18 protein-coding genes are annotated in these 18,773 nt (G+C 70.9%); 1 reads left to right on the forward strand and 17 read right to left on the reverse strand.

Annotated elements, in window-relative coordinates:
* Positions 1-4 precede the first annotated feature (4 nt).
* The 10 genes from gmk to pyrR form a co-directional block, all read right to left on the reverse strand.
* The gene (gene gmk / locus ACFWVP_RS25860) at positions 5-622 is read right to left on the reverse strand and encodes a guanylate kinase (protein ID WP_384500131.1); all 618 of its coding nucleotides are present in this window, start codon (positions 620-622) and stop codon (positions 5-7) included.
* 38 nt (positions 623-660) lie between these two features.
* Positions 661-984 (reverse strand): integration host factor, encoded by a 324-nt coding sequence (locus ACFWVP_RS25865; RefSeq protein WP_018524251.1) that lies wholly within the window; start codon positions 982-984, stop codon positions 661-663.
* A gap of 244 nt (positions 985-1,228) precedes the next feature.
* Positions 1,229-2,068 carry an orotidine-5'-phosphate decarboxylase gene (gene pyrF, locus ACFWVP_RS25870; RefSeq protein WP_384500133.1) on the reverse strand — a complete coding sequence of 280 codons (840 nt, stop codon included), beginning with the start codon at positions 2,066-2,068 and terminating at the stop codon, positions 1,229-1,231.
* The gene (locus tag ACFWVP_RS25875; RefSeq protein ID WP_384500135.1) at positions 2,065-3,174 is read right to left on the reverse strand and encodes a quinone-dependent dihydroorotate dehydrogenase; all 1,110 of its coding nucleotides are present in this window, start codon (positions 3,172-3,174) and stop codon (positions 2,065-2,067) included. Before ACFWVP_RS25875 ends, pyrF begins: the two co-directional genes overlap by 4 nt.
* A gap of 54 nt (positions 3,175-3,228) precedes the next feature.
* A complete protein-coding gene (gene carB / locus ACFWVP_RS25880; RefSeq protein WP_384500137.1) occupies positions 3,229-6,537 on the reverse strand; it encodes a carbamoyl-phosphate synthase large subunit in 3,309 nt (1,102 codons plus the stop codon).
* A complete protein-coding gene (gene carA / locus ACFWVP_RS25885) occupies positions 6,530-7,672 on the reverse strand; it encodes a glutamine-hydrolyzing carbamoyl-phosphate synthase small subunit (protein ID WP_384500139.1) in 1,143 nt (380 codons plus the stop codon). The genes carB and carA overlap by 8 nt, the downstream gene beginning before the upstream one ends.
* Positions 7,669-8,256: a hypothetical protein gene (locus tag ACFWVP_RS25890; RefSeq protein ID WP_384500140.1), complete on the reverse strand. Its 588-nt coding sequence runs from the start codon at positions 8,254-8,256 to the stop codon at positions 7,669-7,671. The genes carA and ACFWVP_RS25890 overlap by 4 nt, the downstream gene beginning before the upstream one ends.
* Positions 8,253-9,539, reverse strand: coding sequence for a dihydroorotase (locus tag ACFWVP_RS25895; protein WP_384500142.1), 1,287 nt, complete (start codon positions 9,537-9,539; stop codon positions 8,253-8,255). The genes ACFWVP_RS25890 and ACFWVP_RS25895 overlap by 4 nt, the downstream gene beginning before the upstream one ends.
* A 2-nt stretch (positions 9,540-9,541) precedes the next feature.
* On the reverse strand, positions 9,542-10,555 hold the full coding sequence (locus ACFWVP_RS25900; protein WP_384500144.1) for an aspartate carbamoyltransferase catalytic subunit: 1,014 nt from the start codon (positions 10,553-10,555) through the stop codon (positions 9,542-9,544).
* A 93-nt stretch (positions 10,556-10,648) separates the two neighbouring features.
* Complete coding sequence (gene pyrR / locus ACFWVP_RS25905) at positions 10,649-11,233, reverse strand: bifunctional pyr operon transcriptional regulator/uracil phosphoribosyltransferase PyrR (protein WP_056787026.1); 585 nt, start codon at positions 11,231-11,233, stop codon at positions 10,649-10,651.
* 220 nt (positions 11,234-11,453) lie between these two features.
* On the opposite strand from pyrR, the gene bldD reads away from it, so the two are divergent.
* Complete coding sequence (gene bldD / locus ACFWVP_RS25910) at positions 11,454-11,954, forward strand: transcriptional regulator BldD (RefSeq protein ID WP_014157378.1); 501 nt, start codon at positions 11,454-11,456, stop codon at positions 11,952-11,954.
* A gap of 302 nt (positions 11,955-12,256) precedes the next feature.
* On the opposite strand, the gene nusB is transcribed toward bldD, so the two are convergent.
* From nusB to aroC, 7 genes are all read right to left on the reverse strand, one after another.
* Positions 12,257-12,688 (reverse strand): transcription antitermination factor NusB, encoded by a 432-nt coding sequence (gene nusB, locus ACFWVP_RS25915; protein ID WP_384500146.1) that lies wholly within the window; start codon positions 12,686-12,688, stop codon positions 12,257-12,259.
* A gap of 2 nt (positions 12,689-12,690) precedes the next feature.
* Positions 12,691-13,257, reverse strand: a complete 567-nt coding sequence (gene efp / locus ACFWVP_RS25920) for an elongation factor P (protein WP_031097761.1) — start codon at positions 13,255-13,257, stop codon at positions 12,691-12,693.
* 49 nt (positions 13,258-13,306) lie between these two features.
* On the reverse strand, positions 13,307-14,413 hold the full coding sequence (locus tag ACFWVP_RS25925; RefSeq protein WP_384500148.1) for a M24 family metallopeptidase: 1,107 nt from the start codon (positions 14,411-14,413) through the stop codon (positions 13,307-13,309).
* Positions 14,414-14,484: 71 nt separating this feature from the next.
* Positions 14,485-15,306: a Pro-rich N-terminal domain-containing protein gene (locus ACFWVP_RS25930; RefSeq protein WP_384500150.1), complete on the reverse strand. Its 822-nt coding sequence runs from the start codon at positions 15,304-15,306 to the stop codon at positions 14,485-14,487.
* Positions 15,307-15,421: 115 nt separating this feature from the next.
* Positions 15,422-15,865 carry a type II 3-dehydroquinate dehydratase gene (gene aroQ, locus ACFWVP_RS25935; protein WP_384500152.1) on the reverse strand — a complete coding sequence of 148 codons (444 nt, stop codon included), beginning with the start codon at positions 15,863-15,865 and terminating at the stop codon, positions 15,422-15,424.
* Complete coding sequence (gene aroB, locus ACFWVP_RS25940) at positions 15,862-17,508, reverse strand: 3-dehydroquinate synthase (protein WP_384500154.1); 1,647 nt, start codon at positions 17,506-17,508, stop codon at positions 15,862-15,864. The genes aroQ and aroB overlap by 4 nt, the downstream gene beginning before the upstream one ends.
* Positions 17,505-18,689: a chorismate synthase gene (gene aroC / locus ACFWVP_RS25945; protein WP_384500156.1), complete on the reverse strand. Its 1,185-nt coding sequence runs from the start codon at positions 18,687-18,689 to the stop codon at positions 17,505-17,507. Before aroC ends, aroB begins: the two co-directional genes overlap by 4 nt.
* Positions 18,690-18,773: the final 84 nt, after the last annotated feature.

Raw genomic sequence — 18,773 nt, forward strand, 5'->3', positions numbered from 1 at the left:
GAGGTCAGTCGTCGGTGCCACGGAGGCCGGAAGCCTGCAGCATCAACGTTAGCAGCTCACGTGCCACGTCCTCGACGGCGGTGTTGACGAGCGTCGTATCGAACTCCGCCTCGGCCGCCAGTTCGACCTTCGCGGCCGCGAGCCGGCGCTCGATCACGTCGGGCGCCTCCGTCCCGCGGCCGGTGAGCCGGCGCACCAGCTCGTCCCAGCTCGGCGGGGCCAGGAAGACGAGCTGCGCCTCGGGCATCGACTGGCGGACCAGCCGGGCGCCCTGCAGGTCGATCTCCAGCAGCACCGGCTCGCCCGCCTCCAGGCGGTCCAGCACGGCCCGGCGCGGAGTGCCGTAGCGGTTGCCGGCGAACTCGGCCCACTCCAGCAGCTCGCCGTTGGCGATCAGCTTGTCGAACTCCTCGTCGTCCACGAAGAAGTAGTGGACTCCGTTGCGTTCCCCGGGGCGCGGCCTGCGGGTCGTCGCCGACACCGAGAGCCAGACCTCGGGGTGAACCTTGCGCATATGAGCGACGACCGTGCTCTTACCGACCCCGGAGGGGCCGGAGAGCACGGTCAGCCGCGGACGTACGTCCGGGGGTACGGGGGGCGTCCCCCGGGATGTTGCAGCCATGGAGCGATTATCCAGCTTCTCAGGAGTGCCTGAGAACGTCAGGCGGCGCTGCCGCCGAACTCACGCTCCAAAGATGCGATCTGGTTGGAGCCGAGACCCCGGACCCTGCGGCTCTCGGAGATGCCGAGCCGCTCCATGATCTGCTTGGCGCGGACCTTGCCCACGCCCGGCAGGGACTCCAGCAGGGCGGAGACCTTCATCTTGCCGATGACGTCGTTCTCCTGGCCCGACTTGATGACCTCGTGGAGGGAGGCGCCGGAGTGCTTGAGTCGATTCTTGACCTCGGCCCGCTCCCGGCGAGCCGCGGCGGCCTTTTCGAGCGCGGCTGCGCGCTGTTCAGGGGTAAGGGGCGGAAGAGCCACGCCTACGTCACCTCGGATGTCGATCTGTCGGATACGGACCGGTGCGGAACCTGGTGGTCCCACACCTGGTGAGCAACGAACAACCTGTGCTCGTTGGCCCTCGACGGAGACTAGCGGCCAAGGCCGCCTGAGTCAGCGAGAACAGACGAAAAGTCCTGGTCAGCCTCAGCCGACCAGGACATTTCAGTCATAACAACCCGGATTTTTGGTCAGGATTACGTCAACGCGTTGTTACGTGGCATGGTCAGCCATCCGAGACGGCCGCGCGGACCTCGTCCGCGAACCGTCCGGCGGCTTCGCGCAGCCCTGACGCGTCCGGTCCGTGGCGCAGCACGCCCCGGCTCACGCTGGGCACCACATTGCCGACCGAGGCGCCGAACACACCGGGCAGATCCGCGGGCGTCGCGCCCTGCGCGCCGATCCCCGGAGCGAGCAGCGGACCGTTGATCGCCAGGTTCGCACCGGCGTCCCCGAGCGTGGCTCCGACGACCGCCCCGACCGAGCCGAGCGGGGTGGCCCCCGTGTTCTCGGCGGCCATGTGGTCGAGCATCACCTGGGCCAGCGACCGCCCGTCCGCGGCGGTGGCGCGCTGGACCTCGGCGCCCTCCGGGTTGGAGGTGAGGGCGAGCACGAAGACGCCGGAGCCGGAGACCGCGGCCGCGTCGAGCGCCGGGCGCAGCGAGCCGAAGCCGAGGTACGGCGAGACGGTGACCGCGTCGGAGAACAGCGGCGAGTCCTTGTCGAGGTACGTGGCGGCGTAGGCCCCCATCGTGGAGCCGATGTCCCCGCGCTTGGCGTCCATGAGGACGAGAGCCCCGGCGGCGCGCGCCTCCGCGACGGCCTTCTCCAGGACGGCTACGCCGCGCGAGCCGAACCGTTCGAAGAACGCGGACTGCGGCTTGAGGACGGCGACGCGGTCGGCCAGCGCCTCGACGACGGTGCGGGTGAAGCGCTCCAGGCCCGCGATGTCGTCGTTCAGGCCCCAGGAGGTGAGCAGCGAGGCGTGCGGGTCGATGCCCACGCAGAGCGGCCCGCGGGTGTCCATGGCGTGGCGCAGGCGTGCGCCGAAGGGCTCGGGGGTCACCGCGTCACCTTCCGGGTCTCGGCGCCGACGGCTTCGGCGAGGGTGGCGTACGGGGAGGCGGCCAGCCGGGCCGCCAGCCCCTTGTGGATCGCGCGGGCGTAGAACGGGCCCTCGTAGACGAAGGCGCTGTAGCCCTGGACGAGCGTGGCACCGGCGAGGACGCGCTGCCAGGCGTCCTCGGCGTTCTCGATGCCCCCGACGCCGACCAGGGTGATTTGGGTCCCCACACGGGCGTACAGGCGGCTCAGGACCTCCAGGGACCGCTCCTTGAGGGGCGCGCCGGAGAGTCCGCCGGTCTCCGCGACCAGCGGGGCCGCGGACTTCAGGCCGAGGCCGTCGCGGGCGATCGTGGTGTTGGTGGCGATGATGCCGTCCAGACCGAGCTCGACGGCGAGGTCGGCGACCGCGTCCACGTCGTCGTCCGCGAGGTCCGGGGCGATCTTGACGAGCAGCGGGACGCGCCGGTCGGTGACCGTGCGGTCGGCGGCCTCGCGCACGGCGGTGAGCAGCGGGCGGAGCGCCTCGGTGGCCTGGAGGTCGCGCAGGCCGGGCGTGTTGGGCGAGGAGACGTTCACGACGAGGTAGTCGGCGTGCGCGGCGAGCCGCTCGGTGGACCTGACGTAGTCCCCCACGGCCTCGGCCTCGGGGACGGCCTTGGTCTTGCCGATGTTGACGCCGACGGTCGTGCGGAAGACGGGGTTGCGGGTGGCCAGCCGTTCGGCGACGGCCGCGGAGCCCTCGTTGTTGAAGCCCATGCGGTTGATCAGCGCCCGGTCCGGTACGAGGCGGAACAGCCGCTTCTTCGGGTTGCCGGGCTGCGGCTCACCGGTGACCGTGCCGATCTCGACGTGGTCGAAGCCGAGCATCGACATGCCGTCGATCGCGATCGCGTTCTTGTCGAAGCCGGCGGCGAGGCCGAACGGTCCGTGCATGCGCAGCCCGAGGGCCTCGGTGCGCAGCTCCTCGTACCGGGGGGCGAGCACGGCGGCCACGAAGGTCCGCAGCACGGGGACGCGGGCCGCGAGGCGGATCCAGCGGAAGGCCAGGTGGTGGGCCTGCTCCGGGTCCATGCGCTTGAAGACCAGCTGGAAGAAGAGTTTGTACATCACACAGTCCTCATGAAGAGGGGGACACCGTTTCCGGTGTCCCCCTGCCGGCTTCTAGTCGCGGGCCGCGGTCAGATGTTCGGCGTGTTCCTGGAGGGAACGTACGCCGACGTCGCCGTGCTTGAGCGCGTCGATGCCCTGGACCGCGGCGGCGAGCGCCTGGACGGTGGTGAGGCACGGCACCGAGCGGGCGACGGCCGCGGTGCGGATCTCGTAGCCGTCGAGCCTGCCGCCGGTTCCGTACGGGGTGTTGACGATGAGGTCGACCTGGCCGTCGTGGATCAGCTGGACGATGGTCTTCTCGCCGTCGGGGCCTTCGCCCTCGGACTGCTTGCGCACGATGGTGGCGTTGATGCCGTTGCGCTTGAGCACCTCGGCGGTGCCGGAGGTGGCCATCAGCTCGAAGCCGTGGGCGACGAGTTCGCGGGCCGGGAAGATCATCGAGCGCTTGTCGCGGTTGGCGACGGAGATGAAGGCGCGGCCCTTGGTGGGCAGCGGGCCGTACGCGCCGGCCTGCGACTTGGCGTACGCCGTGCCGAAGGCCGAGTCGATGCCCATGACCTCCCCGGTGGAACGCATCTCCGGGCCGAGGACGGTGTCCACGCCGCGGCCGTGGATGTCGCGGAAGCGCGACCACGGCATGACGGCCTCCTTGACGGAGATCGGCGCGTCGAGCGGCAGGGTGCCGCCGTCGCCGTGCTTGGGCAGGAGGCCCTCCGCGCGCAGCTCGGCGACGGTCGCGCCCAGCGAGATGCGGGCGGCGGCCTTGGCGAGCGGGACCGCGGTGGCCTTCGAGGTGAAGGGGACGGTCCGCGAGGCGCGGGGGTTGGCTTCGAGGACGTAGAGGATGTCGCCGGAGAGCGCGAACTGGATGTTGATCAGGCCGCGTACGCCGACGCCCTTGGCGATGCCCTCGGTGGAGGCCCGCAGCCGCTTGATGTCGTAGCCGCCGAGGGTGATCGGGGGCAGCGCGCAGGCGGAGTCGCCGGAGTGGATGCCGGCCTCCTCGATGTGCTCCATGACGCCACCGAGGTAGAGCTCGGTGCCGTCGTAGAGCGCGTCGACGTCGATCTCGATCGCGTCGTCGAGGAAGCGGTCGACCAGGACCGGCCGGGTGGGGCTGATCTCGGTGGACTCGGCGATGTACGAGGAGAGCCGGGACTCGTCGTACACGATCTCCATGCCACGGCCGCCCAGCACGTAGGACGGGCGTACGAGGACGGGATAGCCGATCTCGTCGGCGATGGCCTTGGCCTCGGTGAAGGTGGTGGCGGTGCCGTGCTTCGGGGCGGGCAGGCCGGCCTCGGCGAGGACCCGGCCGAAGGCTCCGCGGTCCTCGGCGGCGTGGATGGCCTCCGGGGAGGTCCCCACGATCGGCACGCCGTTGTCCTTGAGCGCCTGCGACAGGCCGAGCGGGGTCTGGCCGCCGAGCTGGACGATGACTCCGGCGATCGGGCCGGCGAGCGACTCGGCGTGCACGATCTCCAGGACGTCCTCGAGCGTGAGCGGCTCGAAGTAGAGCCGGTCGGAGGTGTCGTAGTCCGTGGAGACGGTCTCCGGGTTGCAGTTGACCATCACGGTCTCGTAGCCGGCGTCGCTCAGCGCGAAGGAGGCGTGGACGCAGGAGTAGTCGAACTCGATGCCCTGGCCGATGCGGTTGGGGCCGGAGCCGAGGATGATCACCGCGGGCCTGGTGCGGGGCGCGACCTCGCTCTCCTCGTCGTACGAGGAGTAGAAGTACGGCGTGTTCGCGGCGAACTCGGCGGCGCAGGTGTCGACCGTCTTGTAGACCGGCCGGATGCCGAGGGCGTGCCGGACCTCGCGCACGACGTCCTCGCGCAGGCCGCGGATCTCGGCGATCTGGACGTCGGAGAAGCCGTGCCGCTTGGCGTCGGCCAGCAGCTCGGGAACGAGCTTGTCGGCGGCGGCCAGCTCGTCGGCGATCTCCTTGATGAGGAAGAGCTGGTCGACGAACCAGGGGTCGATCTTCGTCGCGTCGAAGACCTCTTCCTGGGTGGCTCCGGCCCGGATCGCCTGCATGACGGTGTTGATGCGGCCGTCGGTGGGGCGGACCGCCTGGGCGAGGAGTCCGGCCTTGTCGCCGGGCTCGCCGGTGAAGGCGAACTGCGAGCCCTTCTTCTCCAGGGAGCGCAGGGCCTTCTGGAGCGCCTCGGTGAAGTTGCGGCCGATCGCCATGGCCTCGCCCACCGACTTCATGGTGGTGGTGAGGGTGGAGTCGGCGGAGGGGAACTTCTCGAAGGCGAAGCGCGGGGCCTTGACGACGACGTAGTCGAGGGTCGGCTCGAAGGACGCCGGTGTCTTCTCGGTGATGTCGTTGGGGATCTCGTCGAGCGTGTAGCCGACGGCCAGCTTGGCGGCGATCTTGGCGATCGGGAAGCCGGTGGCCTTCGACGCGAGCGCCGAGGAGCGGGAGACGCGCGGGTTCATCTCGATGACGATGATCCGGCCGTCGGCGGGGTCGATGGCGAACTGGATGTTGCAGCCGCCGGTGTCGACGCCGACCTCGCGGATGATCGCGATGCCGATGTCGCGCAGCCGCTGGTACTCGCGGTCGGTGAGCGTCATCGCCGGGGCGACGGTGATCGAGTCGCCGGTGTGGACGCCCATCGGGTCGAAGTTCTCGATGGAGCAGACGACCACGACGTTGTCGTTCCTGTCGCGCATCAGCTCCAGCTCGTACTCCTTCCAGCCCAGGATGGACTCCTCCAGGAGCACCTCGGTGGTCGGCGAGAGGGTGAGGCCCTGTCCGGCGATGCGGCGCAGCTCCTCCTCGTCGTGGGCGAAGCCGGAGCCGGCGCCGCCCATGGTGAAGGAGGGGCGGACGACGACGGGGTACCCGCCGAGGGTGTCGACGCCCTCGATGATGTCGTCCATGGTGTGGCAGATGACGGAGCGGGCGGACTCGCCGTAGCCGATCTTCGCCTTGACGGCCTCGACGACACCCTTGAAGAGCTCGCGGTCCTCGCCCTTGTTGATGGCCTCGACGTTGGCGCCGATGAGCTCGACACCGTACTTCTCCAGGACACCGTTCTCGTGCATGGAGATGGCCGTGTTGAGCGCGGTCTGGCCGCCCAGCGTCGGCAGGAGCGCGTCGGGGCGCTCCTTGGCGATGATCTTCTCGACGAACTCGGGGGTGATCGGCTCGACGTACGTGGCGTCGGCGATCTCCGGGTCGGTCATGATCGTCGCCGGGTTGGAGTTCACCAGGATGACGCGCAGGCCCTCGGCCTTGAGGACGCGGCAGGCCTGGGTGCCGGAATAGTCGAATTCGGCGGCCTGGCCGATGACGATCGGACCGGAGCCGATGACCAGGACGGACTGGATATCGGAGCGCTTAGGCACGCTGGTCCTCCATCAGGGATACGAAGCGGTCGAAGAGGTACGCGGCGTCGTGCGGGCCGGCGGCTGCTTCGGGGTGGTACTGGACGCTGAAGGCGGGCCGGTCCAGGAGCTGCAGGCCTTCGACGACCTGGTCGTTCAGGCAGACGTGGGAGACCTCGGCGCGGCCGAACTCGGTGTCGGAGACCTTGTCGAGGGGCGCGTCGACGGCGAAGCCGTGGTTGTGCGCGGTGACCTCGACCTTGCCGGTGGTGCGGTCCTGCACGGGCTGGTTGATGCCGCGGTGGCCGTACTTCAGCTTGTAGGTGCCGAAGCCGAGGGCGCGGCCCAGGATCTGGTTACCGAAGCAGATGCCGAAGAGCGGGGTCCCCCGCTCCAGCACGCCCCGCATGAGGGTGACCGGGTGGTCGGCGGTGGACGGGTCGCCGGGGCCGTTGGAGAAGAACACTCCGTCGGGCTTCACCGCGTACACCTCGTCGAGGCCGGCGGTGGCGGGCAGGATGTGCACCTCGATGCCGCGCTCGGCCATGCGGTGCGGGGTCATGCCCTTGATGCCGAGGTCGATCGCGGCGACGGTGAACTTCCTGGTGCCGACCGCGGGGACGACGTACGTCTCCTTGGTGGCGACCTCGGCGGAGAGGTCGGCGCCGCTCATCTCGGGTGCCTGGCGCACCTTGGCGAGCAGTACGCCCTCGTCCTGGACGGCGTTCCCCGAGAAGATGCCGACACGCATCGCGCCGCGCTCACGCAGGTGGCGGGTCAGCGCACGGGTGTCGATGCCGCTGATCCCGACGACGCCCTGGCTGACGAGCTCCTCGTCCAGCGAGCGCCGGGAGCGCCAGTTGGAGGGGGTGCGGGCGGGGTCGCGCACGACGTAACCGGCGACCCAGATCCGCTTCGACTCGGCGTCCTCGTCGTTCACCCCGGTGTTCCCGACGTGCGGGGCGGTCATCACGACGACCTGGCGGTGGTACGAGGGGTCGGTGAGCGTCTCCTGGTAACCGGTCATGCCGGTGGAGAACACCGCCTCGCCGAAGGTCTCCCCCACGGCCCCGTAGGCGCGGCCGCGGAAGGAGCGGCCGTCCTCCAGGACGAGTACGGCGGGAGCTTTGTCGGCCCCCCGGGTGGAGATCGTCATCGCGCGGTGCCTTCCGTAGTGCTGGTGAGGTGGTTGACGGCGTCGACCCAGGCCTGGTGCTCGGCCGCGTGGTCGGAGCGGAAACCGGAGTCGATCAGCTGGTCGCCGTGCGCCCAGGTGATGACCAGGAGGCCCCCCTCGGGGAGGACCTTGCCCGCGAGGGCCTTGTCGAGGCGGGCCTCGCGGAGTGCGGCGGCCGGGACGAAGAAGTCGGCCGCGCCGGGGCGTACGACGTCCAGGCCCCGCTCGGTGAGGGTCAGCTCGACCCTGCTGCGGGTACCGAGGCCGTGGGCGACGATCCGTTCGAGCCACTGCCCCGCGATCGTCGAGGCGTGGTAGCGGCCGGTCAGTGTCAGCGTCGTCCCGCCGTCCGCGAACCCTTCCGGCGTGGTCGGGAGCTCGGGCAGTCCGGACTGGAGGCTCGCCCGCCACTTCCATCCCTGGCGCATCAGCCAGTAGACGAAGGCGACGAAGACGAGCAGTCCGACGACCCAGCTGATGCGGGCGGACCAGTCCGTCACTTCGGCCGACTTCTGCTCGGCGGCCAGTTGGTACAGCTGATAACTGGGGGTGAGTGTTGTCACGCGAGTTTCCCGTCGACGACCGTGGCACGGCCCCGCAGGAAGGTGTGGGTCACTCGGCCCGGCAGCTCGCGACCCTCGTAGGGAGTGTTGCGGCTGCGGGAGGCGAATCCCGCGGGGTCCACGGCTCCACGGTATGACGGATCGACCAGGGTGAGGTTGGCGGGCTCACCCGCCGAGACGGGCCGGCCGTGTCCTTCGAGCCGGCCGATGGCCGCGGGGCGGAACGACATGCGGTCGGCGACGCCCGCCCAGTCGATGAGTCCGGTGTCCACCATCGTCTGCTGGACCACGGAGAGCGCGGTCTCCAGGCCCACCATGCCCATGGCGGCGGCGGCCCACTCGCAGTCCTTGTCCTCGTGCGGGTGCGGGGCGTGGTCGGTGGCGACGCAGTCGATCGTGCCGTCGGCGAGCGCCTCGCGCAGGGCCATGACGTCGGCCTCGGTGCGCAGCGGCGGGTTCACCTTGTAGACCGGGTCGTAGGACCGGACGAGCTCGTCGGTGAGGAGCAGGTGGTGCGGGGTGACCTCGGCGGTGACGTTCCAGCCCTTGGACTTGGCCCAGCGGACGATCTCCACGGAGCCGGCGGTCGACAGGTGGCAGATGTGCACCCGGGAGTCGACGTGCGCGGCGAGCAGGACGTCACGGGCGATGATCGACTCCTCGGCTACGGCGGGCCAGCCGCCGAGGCCGAGCTCGGCCGAGACGACGCCCTCGTTCATCTGGGCGCCCTCGGTGAGGCGGGGCTCCTGGGCGTGCTGGGCGACGACGCCGTCGAAGGCCTTCACGTACTCCAGCGCGCGCCGCATGATCACGGCGTCGTCGACGCACTTGCCGTCGTCGGAGAAGACCTTCACCCCGGCGGCGGAGTCGTGCATCGCGCCGAGCTCGGCGAGCTGCTTGCCCTCCAGGCCGACGGTGACGGCGCCGACGGGCTGCACGTCGCAGTAGCCGGACTCCTTGCCGAGCCGCCAGACCTGCTCGACGACGCCCGCGGTGTCGGCGACGGGGAAGGTGTTGGCCATGGCGTGCACGGCGGTGAAGCCGCCGGACGCGGCGGCCCTGGTGCCGGTGAGGACGGTCTCGGAGTCCTCGCGGCCGGGCTCGCGCAGATGGGTGTGCAGGTCGACGAGGCCGGGCAGCAGGATCTGGCCCGCCGCCTCGATCACGGTGGCGTCGCCGGCCTCGATGCCGGTGCCGACCTCGGCCACGGTCTCGCCGTCGATGAGGACGTCGCCGGGCTCGCCGCCGAGGATCTTCGCGCCGCGAATAAGGATCTTGCTCATGGTTACTTGTTCTCCTCGGTGCGTGCGGCGGAGGGCAGGGCGGTCTCGGAGCCGCCCAGCAGCAGGTACAGGACGGCCATGCGGGTGGAGACCCCGTTCGCCACCTGCTCGACGGCGGTGCAACGGTCCGAGTCGGCGACCTCGGCGGTGATCTCCATGCCGCGGACCATCGGCCCGGGGTGCATGACGATGGAGTGCTCGGGCATGCGCGCCATGCGCAGGCCGTCCAGGCCGTAGCGGCGGGAGTACTCGCGCTCGGTCGGGAAGTACGCGGCGTTCATGCGTTCGCGCTGCACACGGAGCATCATCACCGCGTCGGAGTTCGGCAGCGCGTCGTCGAGGCTGTAGCTGACCTCGCAGGGCCACTGCTCGACGCCGACCGGCACCAGGGTGGGCGGGGCGACGAGGGTGACCTGCGCGCCGAGTGTGGTGAGCAGGTGGACGTTGGAGCGGGCCACCCGGCTGTGCAGGATGTCGCCGACGATCGTGATCCTGCGGCCTTCGAGGTCCTTGCCGATGCCGGCGTCGGCCCCGACCAGCCGGCGGCGCATCGTGAACGCGTCCAGCAGCGCCTGGGTGGGGTGCTCGTGCGTGCCGTCACCGGCGTTGACGACGGCGCCGTCGATCCAGCCGGACGTGGCGAGGCGGTAGGGGGCACCGGAGGCGCTGTGCCGGATGACGACGGCGTCGGCGCCCATCGCCTCCAGGGTCATGGCGGTGTCCTTGAGGGACTCGCCCTTGGAGACGGACGAGCCCTTCGCGGAGAAGTTGATGACGTCGGCGGAGAGGCGCTTCGCGGCGGCCTCGAAGGAGATACGGGTACGCGTCGAGTCCTCGAAGAAGAGGTTGACGACGGTACGGCCGCGCAGGGTGGGCAGCTTCTTGATCGGCCGGTCCGCGACCCGGGCCATCTCCTCGGCGGTGTCGAGGATCAGGACGGCGTCGTCGCGGGTGAGGTCTGCGGCCGAGATGAGGTGTCGGGGGGTCCGGGGGTTTCCACCGGGAAGGCACAGCATCTGGGGAGTTCTCCGTGGATGGTGGAGGAATCAGGCATGTGGGCGTGCAGAAGCGGCCGTACGGCCGACGAGGCGTACGGGACGGGACAGCAGCTACTGCTCGCCCGCCGGGACCGTCTGCTGGAGGCCGAGCAGTACGGCGTCGCGGCCGTCCTCCTCGGCGAGCTGCACCCTGACCGTCTCCCGCAGCGACGTGGGGAGGTTCTTGCCGACGTAGTCGGCCCGGATCGGGAGTTCGCGGTGACCGCGGTCGACGAGGACCGCGAGCTGTACGGCGCGGGGCCGGCCGATGTCGCCGAGCGCGTCGAGGGCGGCGCGGATCGTGCGGCCGGAGAAGAGCACGTCGTCGACCAGGACGACGAGCCTGCCCTCGATGCCCTCACCGGGGATCTCGGTACGGGCCAGCGCGCGCGCGGGGCGCATCCTCAGGTCGTCGCGGTACATCGTGATGTCGAGCGATCCGACCGGCGTCTTCCGGCCGGTGATCTCTTCGAGCTTCCCGGCCAGTCGACGGGCGAGGAAGACACCGCGCGTCGGAATGCCGAGCAGCACCACGTCGTCGGCGCCCTTGGCGCGTTCGACGATCTCGTGGGCGATCCGGGTCAGTACCCGGGCGATGTCGGGAGCCTCGAGAACGGGGCGTGCCGCATTGCCGGTGTGGTCGTGCTGTGCGTCCATAAGAAACGGACCTCCTTCTCCGCCTCACTGGACGGACGTTAAAGGACGTCGGATTTGCGTCATCCACGTTACCAGGGCTTGTACGGGCCCCGGTCGCACCCCCGGGAGGTGGGAGTCCGGACCTTTCAGCTTGACGCATCCAAGTAACGCTGCGTAACCTCACAGTGAGTTACCAGCCACGCGGCGGAGCCGCAGAATGTTCCAGCGTCCGGGGAGCCTTATGTCCAGCGAATACGCAAAACAGCTCGGGGCCAAGCTCCGCGCCATCCGCACCCAGCAGGGCCTTTCCCTCCACGGCGTGGAGGAGAAGTCCCAGGGCCGCTGGAAGGCCGTCGTGGTCGGATCGTACGAGCGCGGCGACCGTGCCGTGACCGTGCAGCGCCTTGCCGAGCTGGCTGATTTCTACGGCGTCCCGGTGCAGGAGCTCCTGCCCGGCACGACGCCCGGCGGGGCCGCGGAGCCGCCGCCGAAGCTCGTCCTGGACCTGGAGCGCCTCGCCCACGTCCCGCCGGAGAAGGCCGGACCGCTGCAGCGTTACGCGGCGACGATCCAGAGCCAGCGCGGCGACTACAACGGCAAGGTGCTGTCGATCCGCCAGGACGACCTGCGCACCCTGGCCGTGATCTACGACCAGTCGCCGTCCGTGCTCACGGAACAGCTGATCAGCTGGGGCGTGCTGGACGCCGACGCGCGTCGCGCCGTGGCTCACGACGAGGGCTGAGCCGCCCCCGCAGAAACGTACCGCCGGGTAGGCGGGGCCCTGAGCCCCGCCGGCCCGGCGTTTTCGTTGCCCGGGGCGGGCCGGCCCCGGCTCTGTCACCGGACGCCGAGGGCCGCTTTCCGGCCCGCGTCCTGGGCGTCCCGGGGCGCAGGGGGCGTCCTGACCCGCACGCCCGCCGGTCCGCTTCCGTCACCCGCTTGGTCCCGCCGCGACAGTGCGGCCCGCCCGCAACGACGCGGGTACGCCGAAGGGCCCACGGTCGCATCGACCGTGGGCCCTTCGTTCGGCTGAAAGCCGCCGGATCACTGCTCCCGGCGGAGGTTCGGCTTGAGGTCCTTGAACCGGGCCAGCATGCCGTTCACGAAGGACGGGGAGTCGTCCGTGGAGAACTCCTTGGCGAGCTGGACCGCCTCGTCGATCGCCACGGCGTCCGGGGTCGAGTCCATCCAGATCAGCTCGTACGCACCGAGCCGCAGGATGCTCCGGTCGACGACCGGCATCCGGTCGATCTCCCAGTCCACCGCGTAGGTGACGATGAGGTCGTCGATGCGGTCCGCGTACTGCGCGTACCCCTCGACGAGCTCCATCGTGAATTCGCCGACCGGCGGCTGACGGTCGTCGGTCCGCGAGAGCCGGACCCAGTCCGCGAGGACCGTCTGCACGGACTCACCGCGCTGGTCGGCCTCGAAAAGGATCTGGAAGGCGCGCTTGCGGGCCTTGTTCCGGGCAGCCACGGTTAGCTGTTCACCCGGCCGAGGTAGTCGCCCGTACGGGTGTCGACCTTGATCTTCTCGCCGGTGGTGATGAAGAGCGGCACGCCGATCTCGTAACCGGTCTCCAGCGTGGCGGGCTTGCTGCCGCCGGTGGAGCGGTCACCCTGGACACCGGGGTCGGTGTGCTGGATGGTCAGCTCGACCGCGGCGGGCAGCTCTACGTAGAGCACCTCGCCCTCGTGCTGCGCCACGGAGGCGGTGAAGCCCTCGATCAGGAAGTTGGCCGCGTCACCGACAGCCTTGCGGTCGACCATGAGCTGGTCGTACGTGTTCATGTCCATGAAGACGAAGTACTCGCCGTCCATGTACGAGAACTGCATGTCCCGGCGGTCGATGGTGGCCGTTTCGACCTTCACACCGGCGTTGAACGTCTTGTCGACGACCTTGCCGGAGAGCACGTTCTTGAGCTTGGTGCGCACGAAGGCGGGGCCCTTGCCGGGCTTGACGTGCTGGAACTCGACGACGGACCAGAGCTGGCCTCCGTCGAGCTTGAGCACCAGGCCGTTCTTGAGGTCGTTCGTGGAAGCCACGGTTGCGGAATCTCCTGGACTGAAGCTGGTGGACGACCGAGGATGCGCGCTAGAGCGCGAGCAGCTCCTTGGTCGTAATGGTGAGTAGCTCGGGTCCGCCGTCCGCCTCGGGGCGCACGACGAGAGTGTCATCGATCCGGACACCGCCCCGGCCCGGGAGGTGGACCCCCGGTTCGACGGTGACCGGCACACAAGCGTCCAGTTTACCCATGGCTGTCGGTGCCAGCTGCGGGTCCTCGTCGATTTCGAGCCCGACCCCGTGCCCGGTACAGGCCTGGAGGCCGTCCGCGTGCCCCGCCGAGTCCAGCAGATGACGGGCGGCGCGGTCCACGTCACGGCAGGCGGCCCCGGGTACGAGAGCCTCCCGGCCGGCCCGCTGAGCGGCGAAAACAAGATCGTAGAGCTCGATCTGCCAGTCCGCCGGAGCGGTCCCGATGACGAAGGTCCGCCCGATCTCGCACCGGTAGCCGCGATAGTTCGCACCGAGGCAGACGGAGAGGAAATCACCTTCCTCCACCCTCCGGTCCGAGGGCCGGTGACCGCCCTGTCCCGAATTGGGGCCCGTCCCCACGGAAGTGGCGAAGGCCGGGCCGTCCGCGCCGTGGTCCACCAGGCGGCGCTCCAGCTCCAGCGCGAGATGGCGTTCGGTGCGGCCCACCAGAATCGATTCCAGGAGCTCTCCGAGGGCCTGGTCGGTGATCTCGGCGGCGATCCGCAGGCAGGCCAGCTCCTCCTCGTCCTTGACCAGGCGCAGCTGCTCCACGGTGTGGCCGAGGTCGGCCAGGCGCAGGTGCGGGGCGACGGAGGTCATGGCGCGGTGGCGGGCGACGGTCAGGTAGTGCTCCTCGACGGCGAGGGAGTCCACGTCCAGGGAACGGACCAGGCCCGCGGCGACGACGACCGGATCGCCGTCCGGCGCGGGCAGCACGGTCAGCCGCAGCTGTTCGTCGGGGCGTTCCCGGGCGGGGTCCCCGGCCGGGGACCGGGGGCAGAGCAGGACGTCCTCGCCCGGTCCGAGCAGCAGCACGGCGCCGGGCGGGGCCGCGCCCGCGAGATAGCGGACGTTGGCGGGACGGGAGACCAGGGCGGCCGCGGATCCGGCGGCGGCGTACCGGTCTCGCAGCAGCCCGCGTCGGACGGCGTACACCTCTGACATGTTCCGAGCCTACGAGCACCCGCGGTGGACCGCCCGGCCGGCGCAGCCGACCGGGGACGGCGCCGCGGGGGCTACCAGGCCGGGGGGCTGGCTATGGACCGGGCCAGGACGTCGTCGAGGACCCGGGCGGTCGTCTCGACGTCGTACGTGGAGTTGTCGATGATCGGCAGGCCGGAGCCGTACCAGCCGGCCATCCGCCCGTGGATCCGGGCGACTTCCTCGTCGGAGAGGCGGCGGTTGCCGCTGCGGGCCGCGTTGCGCTCCAGGACGACCTCCAGGCCGGGCAGGAGGACGACGGGCAGCAGTCCGGGGCCCACGTGGCGCTTCCAGCCTCCCAGGCCGACGACGGGCCGGTCCGGGAAGACCGCGTCGTCGAGGATGCAGGAGATGCCGTTGGCCAGGAAATTGCGGGCGGCGAAACCGCAGGTGCGGCGGGCCAGCCGGTACTGGGCCTCGGAGTGGTCGTTCCAGCCGGCCTGCGGGTCGGCGAAGCCGGAGCAGACCCACTCGCGGACGTCGTCGAGCGAGACGTGCGCGGTGGGGACGCGGCGGCGGGCCGCCCAAAGTTCGGCGACCGTCGTCTTGCCGGCCCCCGCGGGACCGATCAGGAGCACGGCCAGGGTCGCGCTGCCGGTGCCGGGCTCGGCCGGCGGCGCGGGCAGCGGGACGGGACCGCCCGGCGGGAGCTGGACGTGCCCGGTGGTCTCCCGTGAGGGCGGGACGGGGGCGTGCTGGGGCGCGGGGCCGGTCCAGCCCTGCCCCTGGGGCAGGGGAGGTATCGATGGCGGCGGTCCCGGCGGACCGGGGTGGCCTGGGTGCTGGGCCTGGTGCGCCCACGGTCCGTTTCCGGGACCCTGGGGCGGCGGCAGCGGGGCCCCCACTGCGTGCTGCATCCGGTGCCACTCCGTCTCGTACAGGCAACTGGCGCTGGTCGACGGCAACCGTACCTTCCCCGGCCACCCTGCGGTGAACGTCCGGGGAAGGTACGACGTGCCCGCTGTCGGTCCGTCAGCTCTCCAGCTCGTCGGCGAGGGCCCGCAGCGCGAGGCGGTAGGAGCCGATACCGAATCCGGCCACGGTGCCGGTGGCCACCGGGGCGACCACGGAGGTGTGGCGGAATTCCTCCCGTGCGTACGGATTCGAGATGTGCACCTCGATCAGCGGAGCGGTGCGCTGCGCCGCCGCGTCGCGCATGCCGTACGAGTAGTGGGTGAAGGCACCCGGGTTGAGGACGACCGGAATCGATCGGTCGGCGGCCTCGTGGAGCCAGCGGATCAGCTCGCCCTCGTCGTTGGTCTCGCGGACGTCGACGTCGAAGCCGAGCTCCTTGCCGAGGGTTTGGCAGGTCTCGACGAGTCCGGCGTAGGACGTCGCCCCGTACACGTCGGGCTCGCGGGAGCCGAGCCTGCCGAGGTTCGGGCCGTTGAGGACGAGGACCCTGCGGGTCGTCACGCGGAGACCTCCCCGTAGGCGGCGAGCAGCACGGCCGGGTCGGGGCCCTCCAGCACGGTGGGCCTGCCGATGCCGTCCAGGACGATGAAGCGCAGGAGGTCGCCGCGGGACTTCTTGTCGACCTTCATGTTCTCCAGGAGCTTGGGCCACTGGTCGCCGCGGTAGGTGAGCGGCAGTCCGACGGACTCCAGGACGGCGCGGTGCCGGTCGGCGGTGGCGTCGTCCAGGCGTCCGGCGAGGCGGCCCAGTTCGGCGGCGAAGACCATGCCGATCGAGACGGCGGCGCCGTGGCGCCACTTGTAGCGCTCGTTCTTCTCGATGGCGTGGGCGAGGGTGTGCCCGTAGTTGAGGATCTCCCGGAGGCCGGACTCCTTGAGGTCGCTGGAGACGACCTCGGCCTTGACCCGGATGGAGCGCTCGATCAGCTCCGCGGTGTGCGGACCCGCGGGCGTACGGGCGCCCTGCGGGTCGGCCTCGACCAGGTCGAGGATGACCGGGTCGGCGATGAACCCGGCCTTGATGATCTCCGCCATGCCCGAGACGTAGTCGTTGACCGGCAGCGAGTCGAGCGCGGCCAGGTCGCAGATCACTCCGGCGGGCGGGTGGAAGGCGCCGACGAGGTTCTTGCCCTCGGCGGTGTTGATGCCGGTCTTGCCGCCGACGGCCGCGTCGACCATGGCGAGCACGGTCGTCGGTACGGCGATCCAGCGCACCCCGCGCAGCCAGGAGGCGGCGACGAAGCCCGCCACGTCCGTGGTGGCCCCGCCGCCGACGCCGACGATGACGTCGGTGCGGGTGAAACCGGTCTGGCCGAGCGCCTTCCAGCAGTAGGCGGCGACCTCGACGGTCTTGGCCTCCTCGGCGTTCGGCAGCTGGATCGCGATGGCCTCGTAGCCCTGGGCCGCGAGGTCCTCGCGGACCGCCTCACCGGTCTCGGCGAGCGCCTCGGGGTGCAGGACGGCGACCCGCTTGGCGCGGTCGCCGATGAGCTGCGGCAGCTCGCCGAGGAGCCGGTGGCCGACGAGCACCTCGTACGGGTCGGTGCCCGCCGTGCCGGCGACCTGGATGCGGGTGGTGCCCTGCTCGGTCATGCGTGTGGTCTCCCGGCCGGACGGCACGGGGTCACCCGTGTGCTCCGGCAGTTCCAGTGCGTCGAGGATCGCCCGGGCGACCTCTTCGGGGGTGCGTTCGTCGGTGGCGACGGTCGTGCGGGCCACTTCTTCGTAGAGGTGACGCCGGGCGTCCATGAGCTCGCGCCACTGCCGCCGCGGGTTGACGGCGAGCAGCGGGCGGGCGGTGTTCAGCCCGACCCGTCTGACGGCCTCGTCGACGTCCATCGAGAGGTAGACGACCGGGTGGCCGGCGAGCAGGGTGCGGGTCTCCTCGTCGAGCACGGCTCCGCCGCCGAGCGAGAGGACGCCCGTGTGCAGGGCGAGGGCGTCGCGTACGGCCTGCCGCTCCAGGGCCCGGAAGTGCTCCTCGCCCTCGTCGAAGAAGATCTCGGAGATCTCCTTGCCCGCGGTGGCCACGACGTCCGCGTCGGTGTCCCGGTAGGTGGTGCCGAGGCTCTCGGCGAGCAGTTCGCCCACCGTGGACTTGCCGGCCCCCATCGGGCCGACGAGGACGATCAGCGGGCCGCTCACCGGATCTGCAGGTGGGCGAGGTAGGACTGCACGTTGCGGTGGGTCTCGGCGACGCTGTCGCCGCCGAACTTCTCCGCGACCGCGTCGGCCAGCACCAGGGCGACCATCGCCTCGGCGACGATCCCGGCGGCCGGGACGGCGCAGACGTCGGAGCGCTGGTGGTGTGCCTTGGCCGCCTCACCGGTGACGACGTCGATGGTGGCGAGCGCGCGGGGCACGGTGGCGATGGGCTTCATCGCGGCACGGACGCGCAGCAGTTCACCGGTGGTCAGGCCGCCCTCGGTGCCGCCGGAGCGGCCGGAGGTGCGCCTGATCCCGTCCGCGGTGGCCACGATCTCGTCGTGCGCCCGGGAGCCGGGCACCCGGGCGAGGTCGAAGCCGTCGCCGACCTCGACACCCTTGATGGCCTGGATGCCCATCAGCGCGGCGGCGAGCCGGGCGTCGAGCCTGCGGTCCCAGTGCACGTGCGACCCGAGACCGACGGGCACGCCGTACGCGAGCACCTCGACGACGCCGCCGAGGGTGTCACCGTCCTTGTGGGCCTGGTCGATCTCCGCGACCATCGCCTTCGACGCGTCGGCGTCCAGACAGCGCACGGGGTCGGCGTCGAGCCGCTGGACGTCGGAGGGCTTGGGGTAGACGCCGTAGGGCGCCTTGGCCGCGGCCAGCTCGACGACATGGGAGACGATCTCGATGCCCGCGGTCTCCTTGAGGTAGGAGCGGGCGACCGCGCCGAGGGCGACCCGGGCCGCGGTCTCCCGGGCACTGGCGCGCTCCAGGATCGGCCGGGCCTCGTCGAAGCCGTACTTCTGCATCCCGGCGAGGTCGGCGTGACCGGGCCGGGGCCGGGTCAGCGGGGCGTTACGGGCCTGGGCGGCCAGGACGTCGGGGTCGACCGGGTCGGCCGACATGACCTGCTCCCACTTGGGCCACTCGGTGTTGCCCACCATCACGGCGACGGGCGAACCCATGGTGAGCCCGTGCCGGACGCCGCCGAGGAAGGTGACCTCGTCCTTCTCGAACTTCATCCGCGCGCCACGCCCGTAACCGAGCCGTCGCCGGGCGAGCGCGTCCGCCACCATCTCCGTGGTGACCGGGATGCCGGCGGGAAGACCCTCCAGCGTCGCCACCAGTGCGGGGCCGTGCGACTCCCCCGCGGTCAGCCAGCGCAACCTGCTCAACGGTGCTCCTCATGCTCGCGCCTGAAAATCCAACGGCGCGACCGGGTGCGCGGCCCTGGCCCGCCGCCCCCGATCCTCCCACGC

The organism is Streptomyces sp. NPDC058637, from assembly GCF_042717325.1.
Lineage (GTDB): Bacteria > Actinomycetota > Actinomycetes > Streptomycetales > Streptomycetaceae > Streptomyces.

Coding starts and splice junctions, on each gene's coding strand:
- bldD (WP_014157378.1), top strand. CDS start 11,454: ATGTCCAGCGAATACGCAAAACAGCTCGGGGCCAAGCTCCGCGCCATC.
- pyrR (WP_056787026.1), bottom strand. CDS start 11,233: ATGGACGCACAGCACGACCACACCGGCAATGCGGCACGCCCCGTTCTC.
- gmk (WP_384500131.1), bottom strand. CDS start 622: ATGGCTGCAACATCCCGGGGGACGCCCCCCGTACCCCCGGACGTACGT.
- ACFWVP_RS25895 (WP_384500142.1), bottom strand. CDS start 9,539: ATGAGCAAGATCCTTATTCGCGGCGCGAAGATCCTCGGCGGCGAGCCC.
- ACFWVP_RS25875 (WP_384500135.1), bottom strand. CDS start 3,174: ATGTACAAACTCTTCTTCCAGCTGGTCTTCAAGCGCATGGACCCGGAG.
- ACFWVP_RS25930 (WP_384500150.1), bottom strand. CDS start 15,306: ATGCAGCACGCAGTGGGGGCCCCGCTGCCGCCGCCCCAGGGTCCCGGA.
- ACFWVP_RS25900 (WP_384500144.1), bottom strand. CDS start 10,555: ATGCTGTGCCTTCCCGGTGGAAACCCCCGGACCCCCCGACACCTCATC.
- ACFWVP_RS25925 (WP_384500148.1), bottom strand. CDS start 14,413: ATGTCAGAGGTGTACGCCGTCCGACGCGGGCTGCTGCGAGACCGGTAC.
- carA (WP_384500139.1), bottom strand. CDS start 7,672: ATGACGATCTCCACCCGGGGGGCCGACAAAGCTCCCGCCGTACTCGTC.